Raw genomic sequence first — 19139 nt, forward strand, 5'->3', positions numbered from 1 at the left:
CGGTCACTGGCCGGGAGGGGAGGGTGTGTGAGTCGGGGCGCCGTCTTGACTGGGGGCAGGATCCTCTTTAGACTCTTGTACCCCAAAATCTGGCGGGACTCGCGTCCTGCCATTTTGCTTTTCTTGCAAGACAATAGCGTCGCAAGACAACAGTGGAGCTAGTAGATGGCAACTATCAACCAGCTGGTACGTCAGCCGCGCAAGCGTATCGTCGAGAAATCCGACGTACCTGCGCTGCAGAACTGCCCGCAACGTCGTGGCGTGTGCACCCGTGTGTACACCACTACGCCGAAAAAACCTAACTCGGCACTGCGTAAAGTATGCCGTGTGCGTCTGACCAACGGTTTCGAGGTTTCCTCGTACATCGGTGGTGAAGGCCACAACCTGCAAGAGCACAGCGTCGTCCTGATTCGTGGCGGCCGTGTAAAAGACTTGCCAGGTGTTCGTTATCACACCGTTCGCGGTTCGTTGGATACCTCCGGCGTCAAAGGTCGTAACCAGGGTCGTTCGAAATACGGTACCAAGCGTCCGAAGTAATTCGCGCCGCCTGAAGTTGTTTCTAAAATTTATTGTGTCGATAAGAGTAAGGTCGGGCAACGCGCTTCGCTGCGCACTGTCCCGAGCGAACCTGAAGACCGTTTGAGGGCTTATCATGCCAAGACGTCGCGTAGCAGCAAAACGTGAGATTCTTGACGATCCGAAGTACGGATCCCAGATTCTCGCCAAGTTCATGAACCACGTAATGGAAAGCGGCAAGAAAGCCGTTGCCGAACGTATCGTTTACGGTGCCCTGGACACGGTCAAGGCTCGTAAGGCTGGTACCGATCCCCTGGAACTCTTCGAAAAAGCACTCGACGCCATCGCTCCGCTGGTCGAAGTGAAGTCGCGCCGTGTTGGCGGTGCTACTTACCAGGTTCCGGTCGAAGTTCGTCCATCCCGTCGTAATGCTCTGGCAATGCGTTGGCTGGTAGACTTCGCGCGCAAGCGCGGTGAGAAATCCATGGCTCTGCGCTTGGCTGGCGAACTGCTGGATGCTGCTGAAGGTAAAGGTGCTGCGGTCAAGAAGCGTGAAGACGTGCACCGTATGGCTGAAGCCAACAAGGCTTTCTCGCACTACCGCTTCTAATTCCAGCGTCAATCAATTTGCGAGGGCTTTATGGCTCGTACTACTCCGATTAACCGCTACCGTAACATCGGTATCGTTGCTCACGTGGATGCTGGTAAAACCACCACCACCGAGCGCGTCCTTTTTTACACGGGCGTAAACCACAAAATGGGCGAGGTGCATGATGGCGCCGCGACCATGGACTGGATGGTGCAGGAGCAGGAGCGTGGTATTACCATTACTTCTGCTGCGACCACCGCTTTCTGGCAGGGCTCTGTCAAGCAGCACAAAGACAAGTATCGCTTCAACATCATCGATACCCCCGGCCACGTTGACTTCACCATTGAAGTAGAACGTTCGCTGCGCGTACTCGACGGTGCTGTCGTTGTGTTCTGCGGCACCTCCGGTGTCGAGCCACAGTCGGAAACCGTATGGCGTCAGGCCAACAAGTACGGCGTTCCACGTCTTGTTTACGTAAACAAGATGGACCGTGCCGGTGCGAACTTCCTGCGCGTTGTCGATCAGATCAAAAAGCGTCTGGGTCACACTCCGGTGCCTATCCAGCTGGCTATCGGTTCGGAAGACAACTTCCAGGGCCAGATCGATCTGATGACCATGGAAGCCGTTTACTGGGACGACGCCGACAAGGGCATGACCCCGCGTCGCGAAGCCATCCCTGCTGAACTGCAGGACCTGGCTGACGAATGGCGTGCCAACATGGTCGAAGCGGCTGCTGAAGCCAGCGAAGACCTGATGAACAAGTACCTGGAAGGTGAAGAGCTGTCGGTCGAAGAGATCAAGGCTGCTCTGCGTCAGCGCACCATCGCCGGCGAAATCGTTCTGGCTGTCTGCGGTTCCTCGTTCAAGAACAAGGGCGTTCCCCTGGTTCTCGACGCCGTCATCGACTACCTGCCTGCTCCTGTCGAGATCCCTGCGATCAAGGGTATCAACCCTGACGACCAGGAACTGGCCAAAGATGATCCGGCCATTCGTCACGACGAGCGTCACGCTGACGACAACGAGCCGTTCTCGGCTCTGGCGTTCAAGATCGCGACCGACCCGTTCGTGGGTTCCATCACCTTCGTTCGCGTCTACTCGGGCGTCCTGAACTCCGGTGACTCGGTTCTGAACTCGGTCAAAGGCAAGAAAGAGCGTGTGGGCCGTATGGTTCAAATGCACGCCAACAGCCGTGAAGAAATCAAGGAAGTACTGGCCGGTGACATCGCTGCCCTGATCGGCATGAAAGACGTCACCACCGGTGAAACCCTGTGCGCCCTGGACAAGCCAATCATCCTGGAGCGTATGGACTTCCCTGAGCCTGTGATCTCGGTAGCTGTTGAGCCGAAGACCAAGGACGACCAGGAAAGAATGGGTATCGCACTGGGCAAGCTGGCTCAGGAAGACCCGTCCTTCCGCGTCAAGACCGACGAAGAAACCGGCCAGACGATCATCTCGGGTATGGGTGAATTGCACCTGGACATCCTGGTTGACCGTATGCGTCGCGAGTTCAACGTCGAAGCGAACATCGGCAAGCCTCAGGTTTCCTACCGTGAGAAGATCACGAAGGACAACATCGAGATCGAAGGCAAGTTCGTTCGTCAGTCCGGTGGTCGCGGTCAGTTCGGTCATTGCTGGATCCGTTTCTCGCAGCCTGAAGTGGACGAGAAGGGCAACATCACCGAAGGTCTGGCGTTCACTAACGAAGTAGTGGGCGGTGTGGTTCCGAAGGAATACATCCCGGCTATCCAGAAAGGCATCGAAGAGCAGATGAAGAACGGCGTCGTTGCCGGCTATCCGCTCATCGGCCTGAAGGCGACCGTCTTTGACGGTTCTTACCACGACGTCGACTCCAACGAGATGGCGTTCAAGGTGGCTGCCTCCATGGCGACCAAGCAGCTGGCCCAGAAGGGTGGCGGTGTTGTGCTTGAGCCGATCATGAAGGTAGAAGTTGTAACACCTGAGGACTACATGGGTGACGTGATGGGTGACCTGAACCGTCGTCGCGGTATGATCCAGGGTATGGAAGACTCGGTCTCCGGCAAAGTCATCAGCGCAGAAGTGCCGCTGGGTGAAATGTTCGGTTACGCGACCGATGTTCGTTCCATGTCTCAGGGTCGCGCGAGCTACTCCATGGAATTCTCCAAATACTCCGAAGCTCCGTCGAACATCGTCGAAGCTCTCGTTAAAAAACAAGGCTGATTCAGCCCCTTTAGGCTAGGAGTTCACTGTCGTGGCTAAAGAAAAATTTGAACGTTCCAAACCGCACGTCAACGTCGGCACCATCGGTCACGTTGACCACGGTAAAACCACTCTGACCGCTGCTCTGACTCGCGTCTGCTCCGAAGTTTTCGGTTCGGCCGTTGTTGACTTCGACAAGATCGACAGCGCTCCAGAAGAGAAAGCTCGTGGTATCACCATCAACACTGCACACGTAGAGTACGATTCGAACATTCGTCACTACGCGCACGTTGACTGCCCAGGCCACGCCGACTACGTCAAAAACATGATCACCGGTGCTGCCCAGATGGACGGCGCGATCCTGGTTTGCTCGGCTGCCGATGGTCCGATGCCACAAACTCGTGAGCACATCCTGCTGTCCCGTCAGGTTGGCGTTCCGTACATCGTGGTCTTCCTGAACAAGGCTGACCTGGTTGACGACGCAGAGCTGCTGGAACTGGTCGAGATGGAAGTTCGCGACCTGCTGTCCACCTATGACTTCCCAGGCGACGACACTCCGATCATCATCGGTTCTGCTCGTATGGCGCTGGAAGGCAAAGACGACAACGAAATGGGCACCAGCGCTGTCAAGAAGCTGGTTGAGACTCTGGACACCTACATCCCAGAGCCTGAGCGCGCTATCGACAAGCCGTTCCTGATGCCAATCGAAGACGTGTTCTCGATCTCGGGTCGCGGTACTGTTGTGACTGGTCGTGTTGAGCGTGGCATCATCCGCATCCAGGAAGAAGTCGAAATCGTTGGTCTGCGTGACACCACCAAGACTACCTGCACCGGCGTTGAGATGTTCCGCAAGCTGCTGGACGAAGGTCGTGCTGGCGAGAACTGCGGCGTTCTGCTGCGTGGCACCAAGCGTGACGACGTTGAGCGCGGTCAGATTCTGGCCAAGCCAGGCACCGTCAAGCCACACACTCAGTTCGAAGCTGAAATCTACGTTCTGAGCAAGGAAGAAGGCGGTCGTCACACTCCGTTCTTCAAAGGCTACCGTCCACAGTTCTACTTCCGTACTACTGACGTGACCGGTTCTTGCGAACTGCCGGAAGGCACCGAAATGGTTATGCCAGGTGACAACGTTAAAGTTTCCGTCACCCTGATCAAGCCAATCGCAATGGAAGACGGCCTGCGTTTCGCCATCCGTGAAGGCGGTCGTACCGTCGGCGCTGGTGTCGTTGCCAAAATCATCGCCTAAGCGTTGATTTGCCAAAAAAGCCCCCGCCCTGCGGGGGCTTTTTTATTGGGTTGACACCCAGATTGCTCGTCTATAGAATTGCGCCTCCTTTTAACGGGCGCATTGCGCCCGGTGGGAATAGCAGCCGGAGTCTGAAATCCAATGCAAAATCAGCAAATCCGTATCAGGTTGAAGGCTTTTGACCATCGCCTGATCGACCAATCCACCCAGGAAATCGTGGAAACCGCGAAACGTACTGGTGCTCAAGTGCGTGGTCCAATTCCACTGCCTACTCGCAAAGAGCGGTTCACCGTTCTGGTCTCCCCGCACGTCAACAAAGATGCGCGTGACCAGTACGAGATCCGTACTCACAAGCGCGTTCTGGACATCGTCCAGCCAACGGATAAAACCGTTGACGCTCTTATGAAGCTTGATCTTGCGGCAGGTGTGGAAGTGCAGATCAGCCTCGGCTAAGACTCGGGTCTTGGTCGTGTAACGCTCTGAAATGGGCGGCCATAGCGGGTGAAAGCCCCGTACACTCATGAGGTTTACAACATGACTATTGGTGTAGTCGGTCGAAAAGCGGGCATGACCCGTATTTTCACCGAAGAAGGTGTCTCCATTCCGGTCACGGTCATCGAGATCGAACCGAATCGCGTCACCCAGTTCAAAACCGAAGAAAGCGATGGCTATCGTGCAGTGCAAGTCACTGTCGGTGAGCGTCGTGCTTCGCGTGTCACTGCAGCCCAAGCGGGTCACTTCGCCAAGGCTAACGTTGCCGCTGGTCGTACCGTCCTGGAATTCCGTCTTGAAGAAGGCGAATACAAGGCCGGTGACCTGATCAACGCAGAAATCTTCGCTGCTGGCCAACTGGTAGACGTTACCGGTCAGTCGAAAGGTAAAGGCTTCGCCGGTACCATCAAGCGCTGGAACTTCCGCGGTCAGGACAACACCCACGGTAACTCCGTATCCCACCGCGTCCCAGGCTCTATCGGCCAGTGCCAGACTCCTGGTCGTGTATTCAAGGGCAAGAAAATGTCCGGTCATATGGGCGCTGAGCGCGTGACCGTGCAGTCCCTGGAAGTAGTGCGCGTGGACGCTGAACGCAATCTGTTGTTGGTCAAGGGCGCTGTTCCTGGCGCTACTGGCGGCAACGTGGTTGTACGTCCAGCAGCCAAGGCTCGCGGTTAAGGGGAAGCTGACATGCAATTAAACGTAAATGGCGCTCAAGCGATCGAAGTTTCTGAACTGACTTTCGGTGGCGAATTCAACGAGACGCTGGTACACCAAGCAGTCGTGGCCTACATGGCTGGCGGCCGTCAAGGTACCAAGCAGCAGAAGACCCGTTCTGACGTAGCCGGTGGCGGTAAGCGCCCATGGCGTCAGAAAGGTACTGGCCGTGCTCGTGCCGGTACTATCCGTAGCCCTATCTGGCGTGGCGGTGGTACCACTTTCGCAGCTCGTCCTCAGGATCATTCCCAGAAGCTCAACAAGAAGATGTACCGCGCAGCTCTGCGCTCCATCCTCGCTGAGCTGGTCCGTTCGGACCGTCTGGTCGTGGTTGAGGATTTCGCTGTTGAAACTCCGAAAACCAAAGATCTGCTGGGCAAACTGAACAGCATGAGTCTGACCGACGTTCTGATCGTGTCCGACGCTGTTGATCAGAACCTGTACCTGGCTGCTCGCAACCTGCCACACGTTGACGTTCGTGACGTGCAAGGTTCCGATCCAGTTAGTCTGATCGCATACGACAAAGTGTTGATCACTGTGTCGGCCGTGAAGAAATTCGAGGAGCTGCTGGGATGAACCAGGAACGCGTATTTAAAGTTCTGCTTGGCCCGCACGTTTCCGAGAAGGCTACGGTTCTGGCAGACAAGAAAGGTCAGTTCGTTTTCAAGGTTGCGACTGACGCAACCAAGCTGGAAATCAAGAAGGCCGTCGAAAGCCTGTTCAGCGTGAAAGTGGAACGCGTGACTACCCTGAACGTTCTGGGTAAGAGCAAGCGTACTGCTCGCGGTCTGGGCAAGCGTAATGACTGGAAGAAGGCAGTTATCTCCCTTCAGCCAGGCCAAGATCTCGATTTCAGCAGCAGTGCTGAGTAAGGAAGGGGCGCATCATGGCAATCGTTAAATGCAAACCGACTTCCGCTGGCCGCCGTTTCGTGGTCAAGGTGGTCAACCAGGAGCTGCACAAAGGCGCTCCTCACGCACCGCTGCTCGAGAAGAAATCGAAGTCTGGTGGTCGTAACAACAATGGCCGCATCACTACTCGTCACGTAGGTGGTGGTCATAAGCAGCATTACCGTCTGGTCGACTTCCGTCGCAACGACAAGGATGGCATCGCTGCCACCGTCGAGCGTATCGAATACGATCCAAACCGTACTGCTCACATCGCACTGCTGCTGTACGTAGACGGCGAGCGTCGTTACATCATCGCGCCAAAAGGCGTGAGTGCTGGCGACCAGCTGATCTCCGGTGCGTTGGCTCCAATCAAGCCGGGCAACTCGCTGCAACTGCGCAACATCCCAGTTGGTAGCACCGTTCACGGTATCGAATTGAAGCCTGGTAAAGGTGCTCAGATCGCTCGTTCCGCTGGTGCTTCGGCTCAGCTGGTTGCGCGTGAAGGCGTGTACGTGACTCTGCGTCTTCGCTCCGGTGAAATGCGTAAAGTTCTGGCTGAATGCCGTGCAACCCTGGGTGAAGTCTCGAACTCCGAGCACAGCCTGCGTTCGCTGGGTAAAGCTGGTGCCAAACGCTGGCGTGGCGTTCGCCCAACCGTTCGTGGTGTTGCCATGAACCCGGTTGACCACCCACATGGTGGTGGTGAAGGTCGTACCTCCGGTGGTCGTCATCCGGTATCGCCGTGGGGCTTCCCGACTAAGGGCGCGAAGACTCGTGGTAATAAGCGTACCGACAAAATGATCGTCCGTCGTCGCAAGTAAATAGAGGGATACGACAGTGCCACGTTCTCTGAAAAAAGGTCCTTTTATTGATCTTCACCTACTGAAGAAGATCGAAGTGGCGGCGGAAAAGAACGATCGCAAACCAGTGAAAACCTGGTCGCGCCGTTCGATGATCCTGCCACAGATGGTCGGTCTGACCATCGCTGTGCATAACGGTCGTCAACATGTTCCAGTTCTCGTGAACGAAGACATGGTCGGCCACAAACTGGGCGAGTTCGCCGGTACCCGCACTTATCGTGGGCACGTGGCTGACAAGAAAGCCAAGCGTTAAGGGGTAAGGAACGATGGAAGTAGCCGCTAAGTTGTCGGGCGCTCGAATCTCCGCCCAGAAAGCCCGCTTGGTCGCCGACCAGATCCGCGGGAAGAAGGTGGGCGAAGCGCTCAACCTGTTGGCTTTCAGCAGTAAGAAAGCCGCCGAGATCATGAAAAAAGTGCTGGAGTCGGCCGTTGCCAACGCCGAGCATAACGAAGGCGCAGACGTTGATGACCTGAAGGTCTCCACCGTTTTCGTCAACGAAGGGCGTTCGCTGAAGCGCATCATGCCACGTGCCAAAGGCCGTGCTGATCGCATCGTCAAGCGGTCTTGCCATATCACTGTCAAGGTTGCTGACAAGTAACGGAGTCGAAGAGATGGGTCAGAAAGTACATCCCATTGGCATTCGCCTGGGAATCGTCAAGGAGCACACCTCCGTCTGGTACGCAGACGGTCGGACTTATGCGGACTATTTGCTCGCAGATCTGAATGTGCGTGAGTATCTCCAAGACAAACTAAAAAGCGCGTCCGTTAGCCGTATCGATATCCATCGTCCGGCTCAAACTGCACGCATCACCATCCACACCGCTCGTCCAGGTATCGTTATCGGGAAGAAAGGTGAAGATGTTGAGAAACTGCGTCAGGACCTGACCAAGCAAATGGGTGTGCCTGTGCACATCAATATCGAAGAGATCCGCAAGCCGGAACTTGACGGTATGCTGGTTGCTCAGAGCGTAGCTCAGCAGCTGGAGCGTCGTGTGATGTTCCGTCGCGCCATGAAGCGCGCCGTACAGAACGCCATGCGCATTGGTGCCAAAGGCATCAAAATCCAAGTGAGCGGTCGTCTCGGCGGTGCTGAAATCGCACGTACTGAATGGTATCGCGAAGGTCGTGTGCCACTGCACACCCTGCGTGCCGATATCGACTATGCCACCTACGAAGCGCACACCACTTACGGTGTGATCGGTGTCAAGGTTTGGATCTTCAAAGGCGAAGTAATTGGTGGTCGCCAGGAAGAGCTGAAGCCTCAAGCACCAGCGCCTCGTAAAAAAGCTGCCAAGTAAGGGGTACGCCAAATGTTGCAACCAAAGCGTACGAAGTTCCGCAAGCAGATGACCGGCCACAACCGTGGTTTGGCACTGCGCGGTAGCAAAGTCAGCTTCGGCGAGTTCGCGCTGAAGTCTGTTGCTCGTGGTCGTCTCACCGCTCGCCAGATCGAGTCAGCACGTCGTGCTCTGACCCGTCACGTAAAACGTGGCGGCAAGATCTGGATCCGTGTGTTCCCGGACAAGCCGATCTCCAAAAAGCCTCTCGAGGTCCGGATGGGTAAAGGTAAGGGTAACGTGGAATACTGGGTTGCCCAGATCCAGCCAGGCAAAGTCCTGTACGAGATCGAGGGTGTTTCCGAAGAGTTGGCGCGTGAGGCTTTCGCCCTGGCTGCTGCAAAGCTGCCGCTCGCCACCTCCTTTGTTAAGCGGACGGTGATGTGATGAAAGCGAATGAACTTCGTGAAAAATCAGCACAGCAGCTGAACGAGCAACTGCTCGGCTTGCTGCGCGACCAGTTCAATCTGCGCATGCAGAAGGCAACTGGCCAGTTGGGGCAGTCTCACCTGCTCTCGCAAGTTAAGCGTGACATCGCTCGCGTGAAGACTGTGCTCAACCAGCAGGCAGGTAAGTAATCATGGCTGAAGCCGAAAAAACCGTCCGTACGCTGACTGGCCGTGTCGTCAGCGACAAGATGGACAAGACCATCACCGTACTGATCGAGCGTCGCGTCAAGCACCCTATCTACGGTAAATACGTTAAGCGTTCGACTAAGCTGCACGCGCACGACGAAACCAATCAGTGCCACATCGGCGACAAGGTCACTATCCGTGAAACCCGTCCGATGGCCAAGACCAAGTCTTGGGCGCTGGTTGATGTTCTCGAACGCGCTGTGGAAGTCTAAGGGCTAGGGGTCGGAGAAATTATATGATTCAGACTCAATCCATGCTCGATGTGGCCGATAACAGCGGCGCTCGCCGCGTTATGTGCATCAAGGTGCTGGGTGGCTCCCATCGTCGTTACGCTGGTATCGGTGACATCATCAAAGTGACCGTCAAGGAAGCAATTCCGCGCGGTAAGGTGAAGAAAGGCCAGGTGATGACTGCTGTTGTAGTCCGCACTCGCCACGGTGTTCGTCGTGCAGACGGCTCCATCATCCGCTTCGATGGCAACGCTGCTGTTCTGCTGAACAACAAGCAAGAGCCGATCGGCACCCGTATCTTTGGGCCAGTGACCCGTGAACTTCGTTCTGAGAAGTTCATGAAGATCGTCTCGCTCGCCCCAGAAGTGCTGTAAGGAGATCCGACATGCAAAAGATTCGTCGTGACGACGAGATCATCGTGATCGCCGGCAAAGACAAAGGCAAGCGCGGTAAGGTGCTCAAGGTTCTCGCTGACGACCGTCTGGTCGTTGGTGGGATCAACCTGGTGAAGCGTCATACCAAGCCTAACCCGATGTCGGGCGTACAGGGCGGTATCGTCGAGAAAGAAGCGCCACTGCACGCTTCCAACGTCGCCATTTTCAACGGCGCAACCAACAAGGCTGACCGCGTTGGTTTCAAAGTTGAAGACGGCAAAAAAATTCGTGTCTTCAAGTCGACCCAAAAAGCGGTTGATGCTTGAACACTGCTAGGTAGAAGACCATGGCACGACTGAAAGAGCTTTACTGGAAGGAAATCGCACCGAAGCTTAAGGAAGAACTTAAGCTGTCGAACGTGATGGAAGTTCCACGCGTAACAAAGATCACCCTGAACATGGGTCTGGGCGAAGCGATCGGCGACAAGAAAGTCATCGAGCACGCTGTTGCCGACCTGGAAAAGATCACCGGCCAAAAAGTCGTTGTGACTCACGCTCGTAAATCCATCGCTGGCTTCAAAGTCCGCGAAGGCTGGCCGATCGGTGTCAAAGTGACCCTGCGCCGCGATCGTATGTACGAGTTCCTGGATCGTCTGCTGTCGATCTCCCTGCCACGGGTTCGCGACTTCCGCGGCCTGAATGCCAAGTCCTTCGACGGTCGTGGCAACTACAGCATGGGCGTGAAAGAGCAGATCATCTTCCCGGAAATCGATTACGACAAGATCGATGCCCTGCGCGGTCTGGACATTACCCTGACCACCACTGCTCGTACGGACGAAGAAGGTCGCGCACTGCTGCGTGCTTTCAAGTTCCCGTTCCGCAACTGATTGGAGTAGGACCATGGCCAAGAAGAGCATGAAAAACCGTGAGCTGAAGCGTCAGCTCACCGTTGCCAAGTACGCCACCAAGCGTGCAGCACTGAAAGCTATCATCGTCGACCTGAACGCAAGTCCAGAAGCACGTTGGGAAGCGACAGTTGCCCTGCAGAAGCAACCACGTGACGCCAGCGCCTCGCGCATGCGTAACCGTTGCCGCCTGACTGGTCGTCCGCACGGCGTTTACCGCAAGTTCGGCCTGGGCCGTAACAAGCTGCGTGAAGCCGCCATGCGTGGTGACGTACCAGGTCTGGTTAAAGCCAGCTGGTAAGCCGCACTTCTCGTGCAACGCTGGAAGGGGACTTCGGAACCCGACCAGCGTAACGCCTGAGATCGAATCAAGCCCCTTTTGGGGCTTGATTCGTTTGTGGGGTGCGTCTAGAATTGCCGGCTCGCCAGAGCCCGTGTTTTCGCGCGGCCGGAATTTCCAGGCGAACGTTGTAGCCGAAAGGCTCATTTTTTTTGTATCAGGAGCGTCTAGCCCATGAGTATGCAGGACCCGTTAGCGGACATGCTAACTCGTATCCGTAATGCCCAGATGGCCGAAAAGCCCGTCGTAAGCATGCCATCCTCCACCTTGAAGGTGGCAGTAGCCAAAGTCCTGAAGGACGAAGGTTACATTGCGGGTTACCAGATCAGCAGCGAAACCAAGCCACTGCTGTCTATCGAGCTGAAGTACTTCGAAGGCCGTCCGGTCATCGAAGAAGTCAAGCGCGTCAGCCGTCCAGGCCTGCGCCAGTACAAGTCCGTCGATGATCTGCCAAAAGTTCGTGGCGGTCTCGGTGTGTCTATCGTCTCCACCAACAAAGGTGTGATGACGGATCGTGCTGCGCGCGCTGCCGGTGTCGGCGGCGAAGTGCTTTGCACTGTGTTCTAAGGGGGGGGATAAGCATGTCACGCGTAGCTAAGAACCCCGTTAAGTTGCCAGCAGGCGTCGAAGTCAAGATCGCCGGTCAGCAGCTTTCGGTAAAGGGTGCCAAGGGCACTCTGGACCTGAACGTTCATTCGTCCGTTGAAGTCTCCCATGAAGCCGGTGAACTGCGTTTTGCAGCTCGCAATGGCGACCAGCAGACTCGCGCAATGGCCGGTACCACTCGTGCATTGGTCAACAACATGGTCCAGGGCGTAAGCCAAGGCTTCGAGCGCAAGCTCCAGCTGGTCGGTGTTGGTTACAAGGCACAGGCTAAAGGCAGCGTCCTGAACCTGGCCCTGGGCTTCTCGCATCCAGTGGATTACGAACTGCCGGAAGGCGTTACCGCCGAGACCCCAAGCCAGACCGATATCCTGATCAAGGGCATCGACAAGCAGCTGGTTGGTCAAGTGGCCGCGGAAATCCGCGACTTCCGTCGTCCAGAGCCGTACAAAGGCAAAGGCGTGCGTTACGCGGACGAAGTTGTCCGTCGTAAAGAAGCCAAGAAGAAGTAGGGCATAGCAAATGACCGTCAAAAAAGTTACCCGACTGCGTCGCGCTCGCAAAGCACGCCTGAAGATGCACGAACTCGAAGTCGTGCGTCTGTGCGTGTACCGCTCTTCGCAGCACATCTACGCCCAGGTCATTTCGGCCGACGGCAGCAAAGTCCTGGCAAACGCTTCGACTTTGGACAAAGAACTGCGTGATGGCGCCACTGGCAACATCGACGCGGCCACTAAAGTTGGCCAGCTGATCGCTGAGCGCGCGAAAGCCGCCGGTGTATCTCAAGTGGCTTTTGATCGTTCCGGCTTCAAGTACCACGGTCGCGTGAAAGCGCTGGCTGATGCTGCTCGTGAAGGCGGGCTGGAGTTCTAAGTTATGGCAAATAACGACCAAAAACGCGACGAAGGCTACATCGAGAAGCTGGTTCAGGTTAATCGCGTAGCAAAAACGGTAAAAGGCGGCCGTATCTTCACCTTCACCGCGCTGACCGTGGTAGGTGATGGTAAAGGGCGTGTTGGCTTCGGCCGCGGCAAATCCCGTGAAGTGCCTGCTGCAATCCAGAAGGCAATGGAAGCTGCCCGTCGCAACATGATCCAGGTTGATCTGAACGGCACCACCCTGCAGTACGCCATGAAGTCCGCCCACGGCGCTTCGAAGGTCTACATGCAGCCTGCTTCCGAAGGTACCGGCATCATCGCCGGCGGCGCAATGCGTGCTGTCCTGGAAGTCGCCGGCGTTCAGAACGTTCTGGCTAAATGCTACGGTTCGACCAACCCGGTCAACGTTGTTCACGCAACGTTCAAGGGCCTGAAGTCGATGCAATCTCCTGAGTCCATCGCTGCCAAGCGCGGCCTGAACGTTGAGGAGATCATCTGATCATGGCTACCGTAAAAGTAACGCTGGTCAAGAGCGTCAGCGGCCGTATCCCTAGCCACAAACTGTGCGTTAAGGGTCTGGGTCTGCGTCGCATCGGTCACACTGTAGAAGTCGCTGACACCCCGGAAAACCGTGGGATGATCAACAAGGCTTACTACATGCTGCGCGTCGAGGGTTAATCGATGAAACTCAATGATCTGAGTCCTGCGCCGGGTTCCCGTCGCGAGAAGCATCGTCCGGGTCGTGGTATCGGTAGTGGTTTGGGCAAGACCGGTGGCCGCGGCCACAAAGGTCAGACCTCCCGCTCCGGTGGCACCATCGCTCCGGGCTTCGAAGGCGGCCAACAGCCGTTGCATCGTCGTCTGCCAAAGTTCGGCTTCGTATCCCTGAAGGCTATGGACCGTGCTGAAGTTCGCACCTCCGAGCTGGCCAAGGTCGAAGGCGTTGTAACTGTGCAGTCCCTGAAGGATGCCAACGTGATCAACCAAAACGTACAGCGCGTGAAAATCATGCTGTCCGGTGAGGTTACTCGCGCGGTCACCCTCAAAGGTATCGCAGCCACCAAAGGTGCGCGTGCGGCTATCGAAGCAGCTGGCGGCAAGTTCGAGGAATAAATGGCTAAGCAAGGTGCTCTCTCAGCGCTCAGCAAAAGCGGCGGGTTGTCCGAGCTCTGGGCTCGACTGCGTTTCCTGTTCCTGGCGATTATCGTCTACCGGATCGGTGCGCATATCCCAGTTCCAGGTATCAACCCTGACCGGCTGGCGGACCTGTTTCGACAGAATGAGGGGACCATTCTTAGCTTGTTCAACATGTTTTCCGGTGGTGCGCTGGAGCGCATGAGCATCTTTGCACTGGGGATCATGCCGTACATCTCGGCATCGATCATCATGCAGCTCATGACCGCTGTCAGCCCACAGCTGGAGCAGTTGAAGAAGGAAGGTGAGGCTGGTCGTCGCAAGATCAGCCAATACACCCGCTATGGCACCGTCGTCCTGGCTCTGGTTCAAGCTACTGGCATGTCCATTGGCCTGGCCGGTCAGGGCGTTGCTTTCTCTGCTGGCATCGGCTTCCACTTCGTGGCGGTCACCACCTTCGTGGCTGGTGCACTGTTCATGATGTGGCTGGGCGAGCAGATCACGGAGCGCGGTGTGGGTAACGGTATCTCGATGTTGATTTTTTCGGGTATCGTCGCCGGTCTTCCGAGAGCGATCGGGCAGTCTTTCGAGTCTGCGCGTCAAGGTGATATCAACATTTTCGCCTTGGTCGCTATCGGTTTGCTGGCAGTAGCGATCATCGGTTTCGTGGTGTTCATTGAGCGTGGTCAGCGTCGTATCGCCGTTCACTACGCCAAGCGTCAGCAGGGCCGCAAGGTCTTCGCTGCGCAGACCAGCCACTTGCCGCTGAAAGTGAACATGGCTGGTGTGATTCCGGCCATTTTTGCGAGCAGCATCTTGCTGTTCCCGGCTTCGTTGGGTGCCTGGTTCGGTCAGTCTGAAGGTATGGGCTGGTTGCAGGACATCTCGCAGTCGATCGCTCCTGGCCAGCCGTTGAATATTCTGCTGTTTAGTGCAGGGATTATTTTCTTCTGCTTCTTCTATACGGCGTTGATGTTCAATCCGAAAGACGTAGCGGAAAACCTGAAGAAGTCCGGTGCCTTTATTCCGGGTATCCGTCCTGGTGAGCAGTCGGCGCGCTACATTGATGGCGTTCTGACCCGTCTGACCATGTTCGGTGCTCTTTATATGATGGCCGTGTGCCTGCTTCCCCAGTTCCTGGTGGTGGCTGCAAACGTGCCGTTCTACCTTGGCGGGACCTCGTTGCTGATCGTGGTCGTGGTTGTGATGGACTTCATGTCCCAAGTGCAATCTCACCTCGTTTCGCACCAGTATGAATCCCTGATGAAGAAAGCCAACCTGAAGGGCTACGGCAGCGGCATGCTGCGCTGAAGCACCCATAAGGTTCGAGGAGTTGGTGATGAAAGTTCGTGCATCGGTGAAAAAGCTGTGCCGCAACTGCAAGATTATTCGCCGCGAAGGTGTTGTTCGAGTAATTTGCAGCGCGGAACCACGTCACAAGCAGCGCCAAGGCTGAGTGTGATCTGTGCTAAAAGCCCAGCAGCTAGTGCGCTGCTGGGTTGATTATTTGTTATTACAGCGATATTATCTCGCGCCCTATTTCTTGGCTTCCGGGGCGTAGGTAGCTGTCAATTGGAGTCCCACTGAATGGCCCGTATTGCAGGCGTTAACATTCCAGATAACAAGCATACTGTTATCTCGCTGACCTACATCTATGGTGTTGGTCGCACGACTGCACAGAAAATCTGTGCTACCACCGGGGTCAACCCGGCGGCAAAGATCAAAGATCTGAGCGATGAGCAGATTGAACAGCTGCGTGGCGAAGTCGCGAAGTTCACCACTGAAGGTGACCTGCGTCGCGAAATCAACATGAAAATCAAGCGCTTGATGGACCTCGGTTGCTACCGCGGTCTGCGTCATCGTCGCGGTCTGCCAGTACGCGGTCAGCGTACCAAGACCAACGCGCGTACCCGTAAAGGTCCGCGTAAGCCGATCCGCAAGTAATCGCCCCAGCGAATCGACAGGAATTAAATCATGGCAAAACCTGCTGCTCGTCCTCGTAAAAAAGTTAAAAAGACAGTGGTTGATGGCATCGCCCACATCCATGCTTCTTTTAACAACACCATCGTGACCATCACCGACCGTCAAGGTAACGCTCTGTCTTGGGCTACCTCCGGTGGTTCGGGTTTCCGCGGTTCCCGCAAGTCCACCCCGTTCGCCGCTCAAGTAGCTGCTGAGCGTGCTGGTCAAGCTGCGCTGGAATACGGCCTGAAAAACCTCGACGTCAACGTCAAGGGCCCAGGTCCAGGTCGTGAATCCGCTGTCCGTGCTTTGAACGGCTGTGGCTACAAGATCGCCAGCATCACCGACGTGACGCCTATCCCGCACAACGGGTGCCGTCCGCCGAAGAAGCGCCGCGTGTAATCCAGGAGATTGTAAAGAATGGCTCGTTACATTGGTCCAAAATGCAAACTCGCTCGTCGCGAAGGCACCGATCTCTTCCTGAAGAGCGGCGTGCGCGCTATCGAATCGAAGTGCAACATCGAAGCAGCCCCAGGTATCCACGGCCAGCGCCGTGGCCGTCAGTCCGACTACGGCACCCAGCTGCGTGAAAAGCAAAAAGTCCGTCGTATCTACGGCGTTCTCGAGCGTCAGTTCAGCGGTTACTACAAGCAAGCTGCCAGCAAGAAAGGCGCTACTGGTGAGAACCTGCTGCAACTGCTCGAATGCCGTCTGGACAACGTCGTCTATCGCATGGGCTTCGGCTCCACGCGTGCCGAATCTCGTCAGCTGGTATCGCACAAGTCGGTCAGCGTAAACGGCAAAACCGTTAACGTTCCGTCCTACCAGGTTCGCGCTGGTGACGTAGTAGCTATTCGCGAAAAAGCGAAGAACCAACTGCGTATCGTCCAGGCTCTCGATCTGTGTGCCCAACGTGGCCGCGTAGAATGGGTAGAAGTAGACACTGAGAAGAAATCGGGCGTTTTCAAAAGCGTTCCAGCTCGCAGTGATCTGTCCGCCGACATCAACGAAAGCCTGATTGTCGAGCTCTACTCCAAGTAAGGGCTAGAAAATAGGTGCATCCATGCAGATTTCGGTAAATGAGTTTCTGACACCTCGCCACATTGATGTGCAGGTTGTCAGTCCAACCCGCGCCAAGATCACGCTCGAGCCTCTCGAGCGTGGTTTCGGCCATACCCTGGGCAACGCGCTGCGCCGCATCCTGTTGTCCTCCATGCCCGGCTGTGCAGTAGTCGAGGCCGAGATTGACGGTGTACTCCACGAGTACAGCGCCATCGAAGGTGTACAGGAAGACGTCATTGAAATCCTGTTGAACCTTAAAGGCCTGGCTATCAAGCTGCACGGTCGAGACGAAGTTACGCTGACCTTGTCGAAGAAGGGTTCGGGGGTGGTTACCGCTGCCGATATTCAGCTGGATCATGATGTCGAGATCGTTAACCCCGATCACGTAATCGCTAACCTGGCGTCCAATGGCGCCCTGAACATGAAGCTCGTTGTAGCTCGTGGTCGCGGTTATGAACCAGCAGACTCGCGTCAGAGCGATGAAGACGAAAGCCGCAGCATCGGTCGCTTGCAGCTCGACTCTTCGTTCAGCCCTGTACGCCGTATCGCCTACGTGGTGGAAAACGCCCGTGTCGAACAGCGTACCAACCTGGACAAGCTGGTCATCGATCTGGAAACCAACGGTACTCTGGATCCTGAAGAGGCCATCCGTCGTGCCGCAACCATCCTGCAACAGCAGCTGGCTGCGTTCGTCGACCTCAAGGGTGACAGTGAGCCGGTTGTTGTCGAACAGGAAGACGAGATCGATCCGATCCTGCTTCGTCCGGTTGACGATTTGGAACTGACCGTACGTTCGGCCAACTGCCTTAAGGCGGAGAACATCTACTACATCGGCGACCTGATTCAGCGCACCGAAGTAGAGCTGTTGAAGACTCCGAACCTGGGCAAGAAATCCTTGACCGAAATCAAGGACGTTCTGGCTTCTCGTGGTCTCTCCCTCGGCATGCGCCTCGACAACTGGCCGCCTGCAAGTCTTAAGAAGGACGACAAGGCGACTGCCTGATCGTCGTAATCACCGAACGTAGTGTTTGGTAAGGAATGAACCATGCGTCATCGTAAAAGTGGACGTCACCTGAGCCGTACCAGCTCTCACCGCAAGGCCATGTTCCAGAACATGGCGGTGTCGCTGTTCGAGCACGAGCTGATCAAGACTACTCTGCCAAAAGCCAAGGAACTGCGCCGCGTTGCCGAGCCGCTGATCACCCTGGCTAAAGTCGACAGCGTCGCTAACCGTCGCCTGGCTTTCGACCGTACTCGCTCGAAAGAAATGGTCGGTAAGCTGTTCAACGACCTGGGCAAGCGCTATGCAACTCGCGAGGGTGGCTACCTGCGCATCCTGAAGTGCGGTTTCCGCGCTGGCGACAACGCTCCTATGGCGTACGTCGAACTGGTCGATCGTCCAGTTGGCGGCACCGTAGAAGCTGCTGAATAAGACGTTAGTCTTTACAAGAAACCGGGCCTAGCGCCCGGTTTTTTGTTTTCTGGATTGCGCGAATACAACGCGTTATCAGTTGGCGCGCACGAAAATTGCGCGAATTGTTAACGATAAAGAGAACTCCCCTCATTTACTCGTGTTTTCGACACCAAATGTCAGAAAATCACGGTTTTTCTTCGTTTTTCTGCCGCTGACAGCGTGACCTTCCAGTCACTCTGGTTCAAACTATCGTCTTTCACGAAGGAGATTCACGGCGATGCAAGGCCACCCGGACGTTATCGATTACCTCAATACGCTGCTGACCGGCGAGCTGGCCGCGCGCGACCAATATTTCATCCATTCGCGGATGTATGAAGACTGGGGCTTCACCAAGCTCTACGAGCGCATCAACCACGAGATGGAAGAAGAGGCAGGTCATGCCGATGCATTGATGCGCCGGATCCTGATGCTCGAAGGCACGCCGCGCATGCGCCCGGATGATCTCGACGTCGGCACCACCGTTCCCGAGATGCTCGCCAGCGATCTTCGTCTTGAGTACAAGGTCCGCGCTGCGCTGTGCAAGGGCATCGAGCTCTGCGAGCAGCACAAGGATTACATCAGCCGCGACATCCTGCGCCTGCAGTTGGCTGATACCGAGGAGGACCACACCTACTGGCTCGAGAAGCAGATGGGTCTGATCAAATCCATCGGCCTGGAAAACTACCTGCAGTCGCAGTTCTGATCCCGGCTCAGTAAAAAGCCCCTGACCTCTCGCGA

The 19139-nt window shown here is 55.9% G+C and carries 33 protein-coding genes; all 33 read left to right on the forward strand.

The genetic code is table 11. From position 1 onward, the window contains the following. Positions 1-165: 165 nt before the first annotated feature. Positions 166-537, forward strand: a complete 372-nt coding sequence (gene rpsL / locus AC1MEK_RS24980; RefSeq protein WP_003186084.1) for a 30S ribosomal protein S12 — start codon at positions 166-168, stop codon at positions 535-537. 115 nt (positions 538-652) lie between these two features. Further along, positions 653-1126 (forward strand): 30S ribosomal protein S7, encoded by a 474-nt coding sequence (rpsG, locus tag AC1MEK_RS24985; RefSeq protein WP_007970418.1) that lies wholly within the window; start codon positions 653-655, stop codon positions 1124-1126. A gap of 30 nt (positions 1127-1156) precedes the next feature. Continuing rightward, positions 1157-3304 (forward strand): elongation factor G, encoded by a 2148-nt coding sequence (gene fusA, locus AC1MEK_RS24990; RefSeq protein WP_480398943.1) that lies wholly within the window; start codon positions 1157-1159, stop codon positions 3302-3304. Between the two features lie 31 nt (positions 3305-3335). Next, a complete protein-coding gene (tuf, locus tag AC1MEK_RS24995; protein WP_480398944.1) occupies positions 3336-4529 on the forward strand; it encodes an elongation factor Tu in 1194 nt (397 codons plus the stop codon). A 141-nt stretch (positions 4530-4670) separates the two neighbouring features. Next, positions 4671-4982: a 30S ribosomal protein S10 gene (gene rpsJ / locus AC1MEK_RS25000; protein ID WP_003186070.1), complete on the forward strand. Its 312-nt coding sequence runs from the start codon at positions 4671-4673 to the stop codon at positions 4980-4982. An 81-nt stretch (positions 4983-5063) separates the two neighbouring features. Continuing rightward, on the forward strand, positions 5064-5699 hold the full coding sequence (rplC, locus tag AC1MEK_RS25005) for a 50S ribosomal protein L3 (RefSeq protein WP_108240409.1): 636 nt from the start codon (positions 5064-5066) through the stop codon (positions 5697-5699). Positions 5700-5711: 12 nt separating this feature from the next. After that, positions 5712-6314 carry a 50S ribosomal protein L4 gene (rplD, locus tag AC1MEK_RS25010; protein WP_480398945.1) on the forward strand — a complete coding sequence of 201 codons (603 nt, stop codon included), beginning with the start codon at positions 5712-5714 and terminating at the stop codon, positions 6312-6314. Continuing rightward, positions 6311-6610 carry a 50S ribosomal protein L23 gene (gene rplW, locus AC1MEK_RS25015; RefSeq protein ID WP_002555488.1) on the forward strand — a complete coding sequence of 100 codons (300 nt, stop codon included), beginning with the start codon at positions 6311-6313 and terminating at the stop codon, positions 6608-6610. Before rplD ends, rplW begins: the two co-directional genes overlap by 4 nt. A 14-nt stretch (positions 6611-6624) precedes the next feature. Continuing rightward, entirely contained in the window at positions 6625-7449 is an 825-nt protein-coding gene (gene rplB, locus AC1MEK_RS25020) for a 50S ribosomal protein L2 (protein WP_108240407.1), read from the forward strand. Between the two features lie 16 nt (positions 7450-7465). Continuing rightward, entirely contained in the window at positions 7466-7741 is a 276-nt protein-coding gene (rpsS, locus tag AC1MEK_RS25025; protein ID WP_002555486.1) for a 30S ribosomal protein S19, read from the forward strand. Between the two features lie 13 nt (positions 7742-7754). Further along, positions 7755-8087 (forward strand): 50S ribosomal protein L22, encoded by a 333-nt coding sequence (gene rplV, locus AC1MEK_RS25030; protein WP_003103908.1) that lies wholly within the window; start codon positions 7755-7757, stop codon positions 8085-8087. Positions 8088-8100: 13 nt separating this feature from the next. Further along, positions 8101-8787, forward strand: a complete 687-nt coding sequence (gene rpsC / locus AC1MEK_RS25035) for a 30S ribosomal protein S3 (RefSeq protein WP_007924192.1) — start codon at positions 8101-8103, stop codon at positions 8785-8787. A 12-nt stretch (positions 8788-8799) separates the two neighbouring features. Beyond that, the gene (gene rplP / locus AC1MEK_RS25040; protein ID WP_003228729.1) at positions 8800-9213 is read left to right on the forward strand and encodes a 50S ribosomal protein L16; all 414 of its coding nucleotides are present in this window, start codon (positions 8800-8802) and stop codon (positions 9211-9213) included. Beyond that, positions 9213-9404: a 50S ribosomal protein L29 gene (gene rpmC / locus AC1MEK_RS25045; protein ID WP_002555481.1), complete on the forward strand. Its 192-nt coding sequence runs from the start codon at positions 9213-9215 to the stop codon at positions 9402-9404. Before rplP ends, rpmC begins: the two co-directional genes overlap by 1 nt. A 2-nt stretch (positions 9405-9406) precedes the next feature. Further along, positions 9407-9673 carry a 30S ribosomal protein S17 gene (gene rpsQ / locus AC1MEK_RS25050; RefSeq protein WP_003194644.1) on the forward strand — a complete coding sequence of 89 codons (267 nt, stop codon included), beginning with the start codon at positions 9407-9409 and terminating at the stop codon, positions 9671-9673. Positions 9674-9696: 23 nt separating this feature from the next. Next, entirely contained in the window at positions 9697-10065 is a 369-nt protein-coding gene (gene rplN, locus AC1MEK_RS25055; protein ID WP_003243907.1) for a 50S ribosomal protein L14, read from the forward strand. Positions 10066-10076: 11 nt separating this feature from the next. Continuing rightward, on the forward strand, positions 10077-10391 hold the full coding sequence (rplX, locus tag AC1MEK_RS25060) for a 50S ribosomal protein L24 (protein ID WP_002555478.1): 315 nt from the start codon (positions 10077-10079) through the stop codon (positions 10389-10391). Positions 10392-10411: 20 nt separating this feature from the next. Beyond that, on the forward strand, positions 10412-10951 hold the full coding sequence (gene rplE, locus AC1MEK_RS25065) for a 50S ribosomal protein L5 (protein WP_400731560.1): 540 nt from the start codon (positions 10412-10414) through the stop codon (positions 10949-10951). A 13-nt stretch (positions 10952-10964) separates the two neighbouring features. After that, on the forward strand, positions 10965-11270 hold the full coding sequence (gene rpsN, locus AC1MEK_RS25070) for a 30S ribosomal protein S14 (protein WP_003228726.1): 306 nt from the start codon (positions 10965-10967) through the stop codon (positions 11268-11270). Between the two features lie 213 nt (positions 11271-11483). Beyond that, complete coding sequence (gene rpsH / locus AC1MEK_RS25075; protein ID WP_020290698.1) at positions 11484-11876, forward strand: 30S ribosomal protein S8; 393 nt, start codon at positions 11484-11486, stop codon at positions 11874-11876. A gap of 14 nt (positions 11877-11890) precedes the next feature. After that, positions 11891-12424, forward strand: coding sequence for a 50S ribosomal protein L6 (gene rplF, locus AC1MEK_RS25080; RefSeq protein ID WP_480398946.1), 534 nt, complete (start codon positions 11891-11893; stop codon positions 12422-12424). 10 nt (positions 12425-12434) lie between these two features. Further along, positions 12435-12785, forward strand: a complete 351-nt coding sequence (rplR, locus tag AC1MEK_RS25085; RefSeq protein ID WP_037017727.1) for a 50S ribosomal protein L18 — start codon at positions 12435-12437, stop codon at positions 12783-12785. A 3-nt stretch (positions 12786-12788) separates the two neighbouring features. After that, positions 12789-13289: a 30S ribosomal protein S5 gene (gene rpsE, locus AC1MEK_RS25090; protein WP_108240400.1), complete on the forward strand. Its 501-nt coding sequence runs from the start codon at positions 12789-12791 to the stop codon at positions 13287-13289. A gap of 2 nt (positions 13290-13291) precedes the next feature. Further along, a complete protein-coding gene (gene rpmD, locus AC1MEK_RS25095) occupies positions 13292-13468 on the forward strand; it encodes a 50S ribosomal protein L30 (protein ID WP_108240399.1) in 177 nt (58 codons plus the stop codon). Positions 13469-13471: 3 nt separating this feature from the next. Further along, positions 13472-13903, forward strand: a complete 432-nt coding sequence (rplO, locus tag AC1MEK_RS25100; protein ID WP_037017733.1) for a 50S ribosomal protein L15 — start codon at positions 13472-13474, stop codon at positions 13901-13903. Continuing rightward, positions 13904-15235 carry a preprotein translocase subunit SecY gene (gene secY / locus AC1MEK_RS25105; protein ID WP_480398947.1) on the forward strand — a complete coding sequence of 444 codons (1332 nt, stop codon included), beginning with the start codon at positions 13904-13906 and terminating at the stop codon, positions 15233-15235. Between the two features lie 28 nt (positions 15236-15263). Then, positions 15264-15380, forward strand: coding sequence for a 50S ribosomal protein L36 (rpmJ, locus tag AC1MEK_RS25110; protein WP_002555468.1), 117 nt, complete (start codon positions 15264-15266; stop codon positions 15378-15380). 131 nt (positions 15381-15511) lie between these two features. Beyond that, complete coding sequence (gene rpsM, locus AC1MEK_RS25115; protein WP_004883692.1) at positions 15512-15868, forward strand: 30S ribosomal protein S13; 357 nt, start codon at positions 15512-15514, stop codon at positions 15866-15868. Positions 15869-15898: 30 nt separating this feature from the next. Next, a complete protein-coding gene (gene rpsK / locus AC1MEK_RS25120; RefSeq protein WP_002555466.1) occupies positions 15899-16288 on the forward strand; it encodes a 30S ribosomal protein S11 in 390 nt (129 codons plus the stop codon). Positions 16289-16306: 18 nt separating this feature from the next. Then, on the forward strand, positions 16307-16927 hold the full coding sequence (gene rpsD / locus AC1MEK_RS25125) for a 30S ribosomal protein S4 (RefSeq protein ID WP_421422990.1): 621 nt from the start codon (positions 16307-16309) through the stop codon (positions 16925-16927). Positions 16928-16949: 22 nt separating this feature from the next. After that, the gene (locus tag AC1MEK_RS25130; RefSeq protein WP_007970428.1) at positions 16950-17951 is read left to right on the forward strand and encodes a DNA-directed RNA polymerase subunit alpha; all 1002 of its coding nucleotides are present in this window, start codon (positions 16950-16952) and stop codon (positions 17949-17951) included. A gap of 42 nt (positions 17952-17993) precedes the next feature. Continuing rightward, complete coding sequence (gene rplQ / locus AC1MEK_RS25135; protein ID WP_480398948.1) at positions 17994-18380, forward strand: 50S ribosomal protein L17; 387 nt, start codon at positions 17994-17996, stop codon at positions 18378-18380. A 259-nt stretch (positions 18381-18639) separates the two neighbouring features. Next, positions 18640-19104 carry a bacterioferritin gene (gene bfr / locus AC1MEK_RS25140; RefSeq protein WP_480398949.1) on the forward strand — a complete coding sequence of 155 codons (465 nt, stop codon included), beginning with the start codon at positions 18640-18642 and terminating at the stop codon, positions 19102-19104. Positions 19105-19139 lie beyond the last annotated feature (35 nt).

The sequence above is a fragment of the Pseudomonas sp. 2 genome (assembly GCF_056627435.1).

Coding starts and splice junctions, on each gene's coding strand:
- rpmC (WP_002555481.1), top strand. CDS start 9,213: ATGAAAGCGAATGAACTTCGTGAAAAATCAGCACAGCAGCTGAACGAG.
- rplD (WP_480398945.1), top strand. CDS start 5,712: ATGCAATTAAACGTAAATGGCGCTCAAGCGATCGAAGTTTCTGAACTG.
- fusA (WP_480398943.1), top strand. CDS start 1,157: ATGGCTCGTACTACTCCGATTAACCGCTACCGTAACATCGGTATCGTT.
- rpsK (WP_002555466.1), top strand. CDS start 15,899: ATGGCAAAACCTGCTGCTCGTCCTCGTAAAAAAGTTAAAAAGACAGTG.
- rplV (WP_003103908.1), top strand. CDS start 7,755: ATGGAAGTAGCCGCTAAGTTGTCGGGCGCTCGAATCTCCGCCCAGAAA.
- rplR (WP_037017727.1), top strand. CDS start 12,435: ATGACCGTCAAAAAAGTTACCCGACTGCGTCGCGCTCGCAAAGCACGC.
- rpsC (WP_007924192.1), top strand. CDS start 8,101: ATGGGTCAGAAAGTACATCCCATTGGCATTCGCCTGGGAATCGTCAAG.
- rplB (WP_108240407.1), top strand. CDS start 6,625: ATGGCAATCGTTAAATGCAAACCGACTTCCGCTGGCCGCCGTTTCGTG.
- rpsE (WP_108240400.1), top strand. CDS start 12,789: ATGGCAAATAACGACCAAAAACGCGACGAAGGCTACATCGAGAAGCTG.
- rpsQ (WP_003194644.1), top strand. CDS start 9,407: ATGGCTGAAGCCGAAAAAACCGTCCGTACGCTGACTGGCCGTGTCGTC.
- rpsJ (WP_003186070.1), top strand. CDS start 4,671: ATGCAAAATCAGCAAATCCGTATCAGGTTGAAGGCTTTTGACCATCGC.
- rplP (WP_003228729.1), top strand. CDS start 8,800: ATGTTGCAACCAAAGCGTACGAAGTTCCGCAAGCAGATGACCGGCCAC.
- rpmJ (WP_002555468.1), top strand. CDS start 15,264: ATGAAAGTTCGTGCATCGGTGAAAAAGCTGTGCCGCAACTGCAAGATT.
- rpsG (WP_007970418.1), top strand. CDS start 653: ATGCCAAGACGTCGCGTAGCAGCAAAACGTGAGATTCTTGACGATCCG.
- rpsL (WP_003186084.1), top strand. CDS start 166: ATGGCAACTATCAACCAGCTGGTACGTCAGCCGCGCAAGCGTATCGTC.
- secY (WP_480398947.1), top strand. CDS start 13,904: ATGGCTAAGCAAGGTGCTCTCTCAGCGCTCAGCAAAAGCGGCGGGTTG.
- rpsN (WP_003228726.1), top strand. CDS start 10,965: ATGGCCAAGAAGAGCATGAAAAACCGTGAGCTGAAGCGTCAGCTCACC.
- rpmD (WP_108240399.1), top strand. CDS start 13,292: ATGGCTACCGTAAAAGTAACGCTGGTCAAGAGCGTCAGCGGCCGTATC.
- bfr (WP_480398949.1), top strand. CDS start 18,640: ATGCAAGGCCACCCGGACGTTATCGATTACCTCAATACGCTGCTGACC.
- rplC (WP_108240409.1), top strand. CDS start 5,064: ATGACTATTGGTGTAGTCGGTCGAAAAGCGGGCATGACCCGTATTTTC.
- rplX (WP_002555478.1), top strand. CDS start 10,077: ATGCAAAAGATTCGTCGTGACGACGAGATCATCGTGATCGCCGGCAAA.
- rpsM (WP_004883692.1), top strand. CDS start 15,512: ATGGCCCGTATTGCAGGCGTTAACATTCCAGATAACAAGCATACTGTT.
- AC1MEK_RS25130 (WP_007970428.1), top strand. CDS start 16,950: ATGCAGATTTCGGTAAATGAGTTTCTGACACCTCGCCACATTGATGTG.
- rplW (WP_002555488.1), top strand. CDS start 6,311: ATGAACCAGGAACGCGTATTTAAAGTTCTGCTTGGCCCGCACGTTTCC.
- rpsD (WP_421422990.1), top strand. CDS start 16,307: ATGGCTCGTTACATTGGTCCAAAATGCAAACTCGCTCGTCGCGAAGGC.
- rplQ (WP_480398948.1), top strand. CDS start 17,994: ATGCGTCATCGTAAAAGTGGACGTCACCTGAGCCGTACCAGCTCTCAC.
- rplF (WP_480398946.1), top strand. CDS start 11,891: ATGTCACGCGTAGCTAAGAACCCCGTTAAGTTGCCAGCAGGCGTCGAA.
- rpsH (WP_020290698.1), top strand. CDS start 11,484: ATGAGTATGCAGGACCCGTTAGCGGACATGCTAACTCGTATCCGTAAT.
- rplE (WP_400731560.1), top strand. CDS start 10,412: ATGGCACGACTGAAAGAGCTTTACTGGAAGGAAATCGCACCGAAGCTT.
- rplN (WP_003243907.1), top strand. CDS start 9,697: ATGATTCAGACTCAATCCATGCTCGATGTGGCCGATAACAGCGGCGCT.
- rplO (WP_037017733.1), top strand. CDS start 13,472: ATGAAACTCAATGATCTGAGTCCTGCGCCGGGTTCCCGTCGCGAGAAG.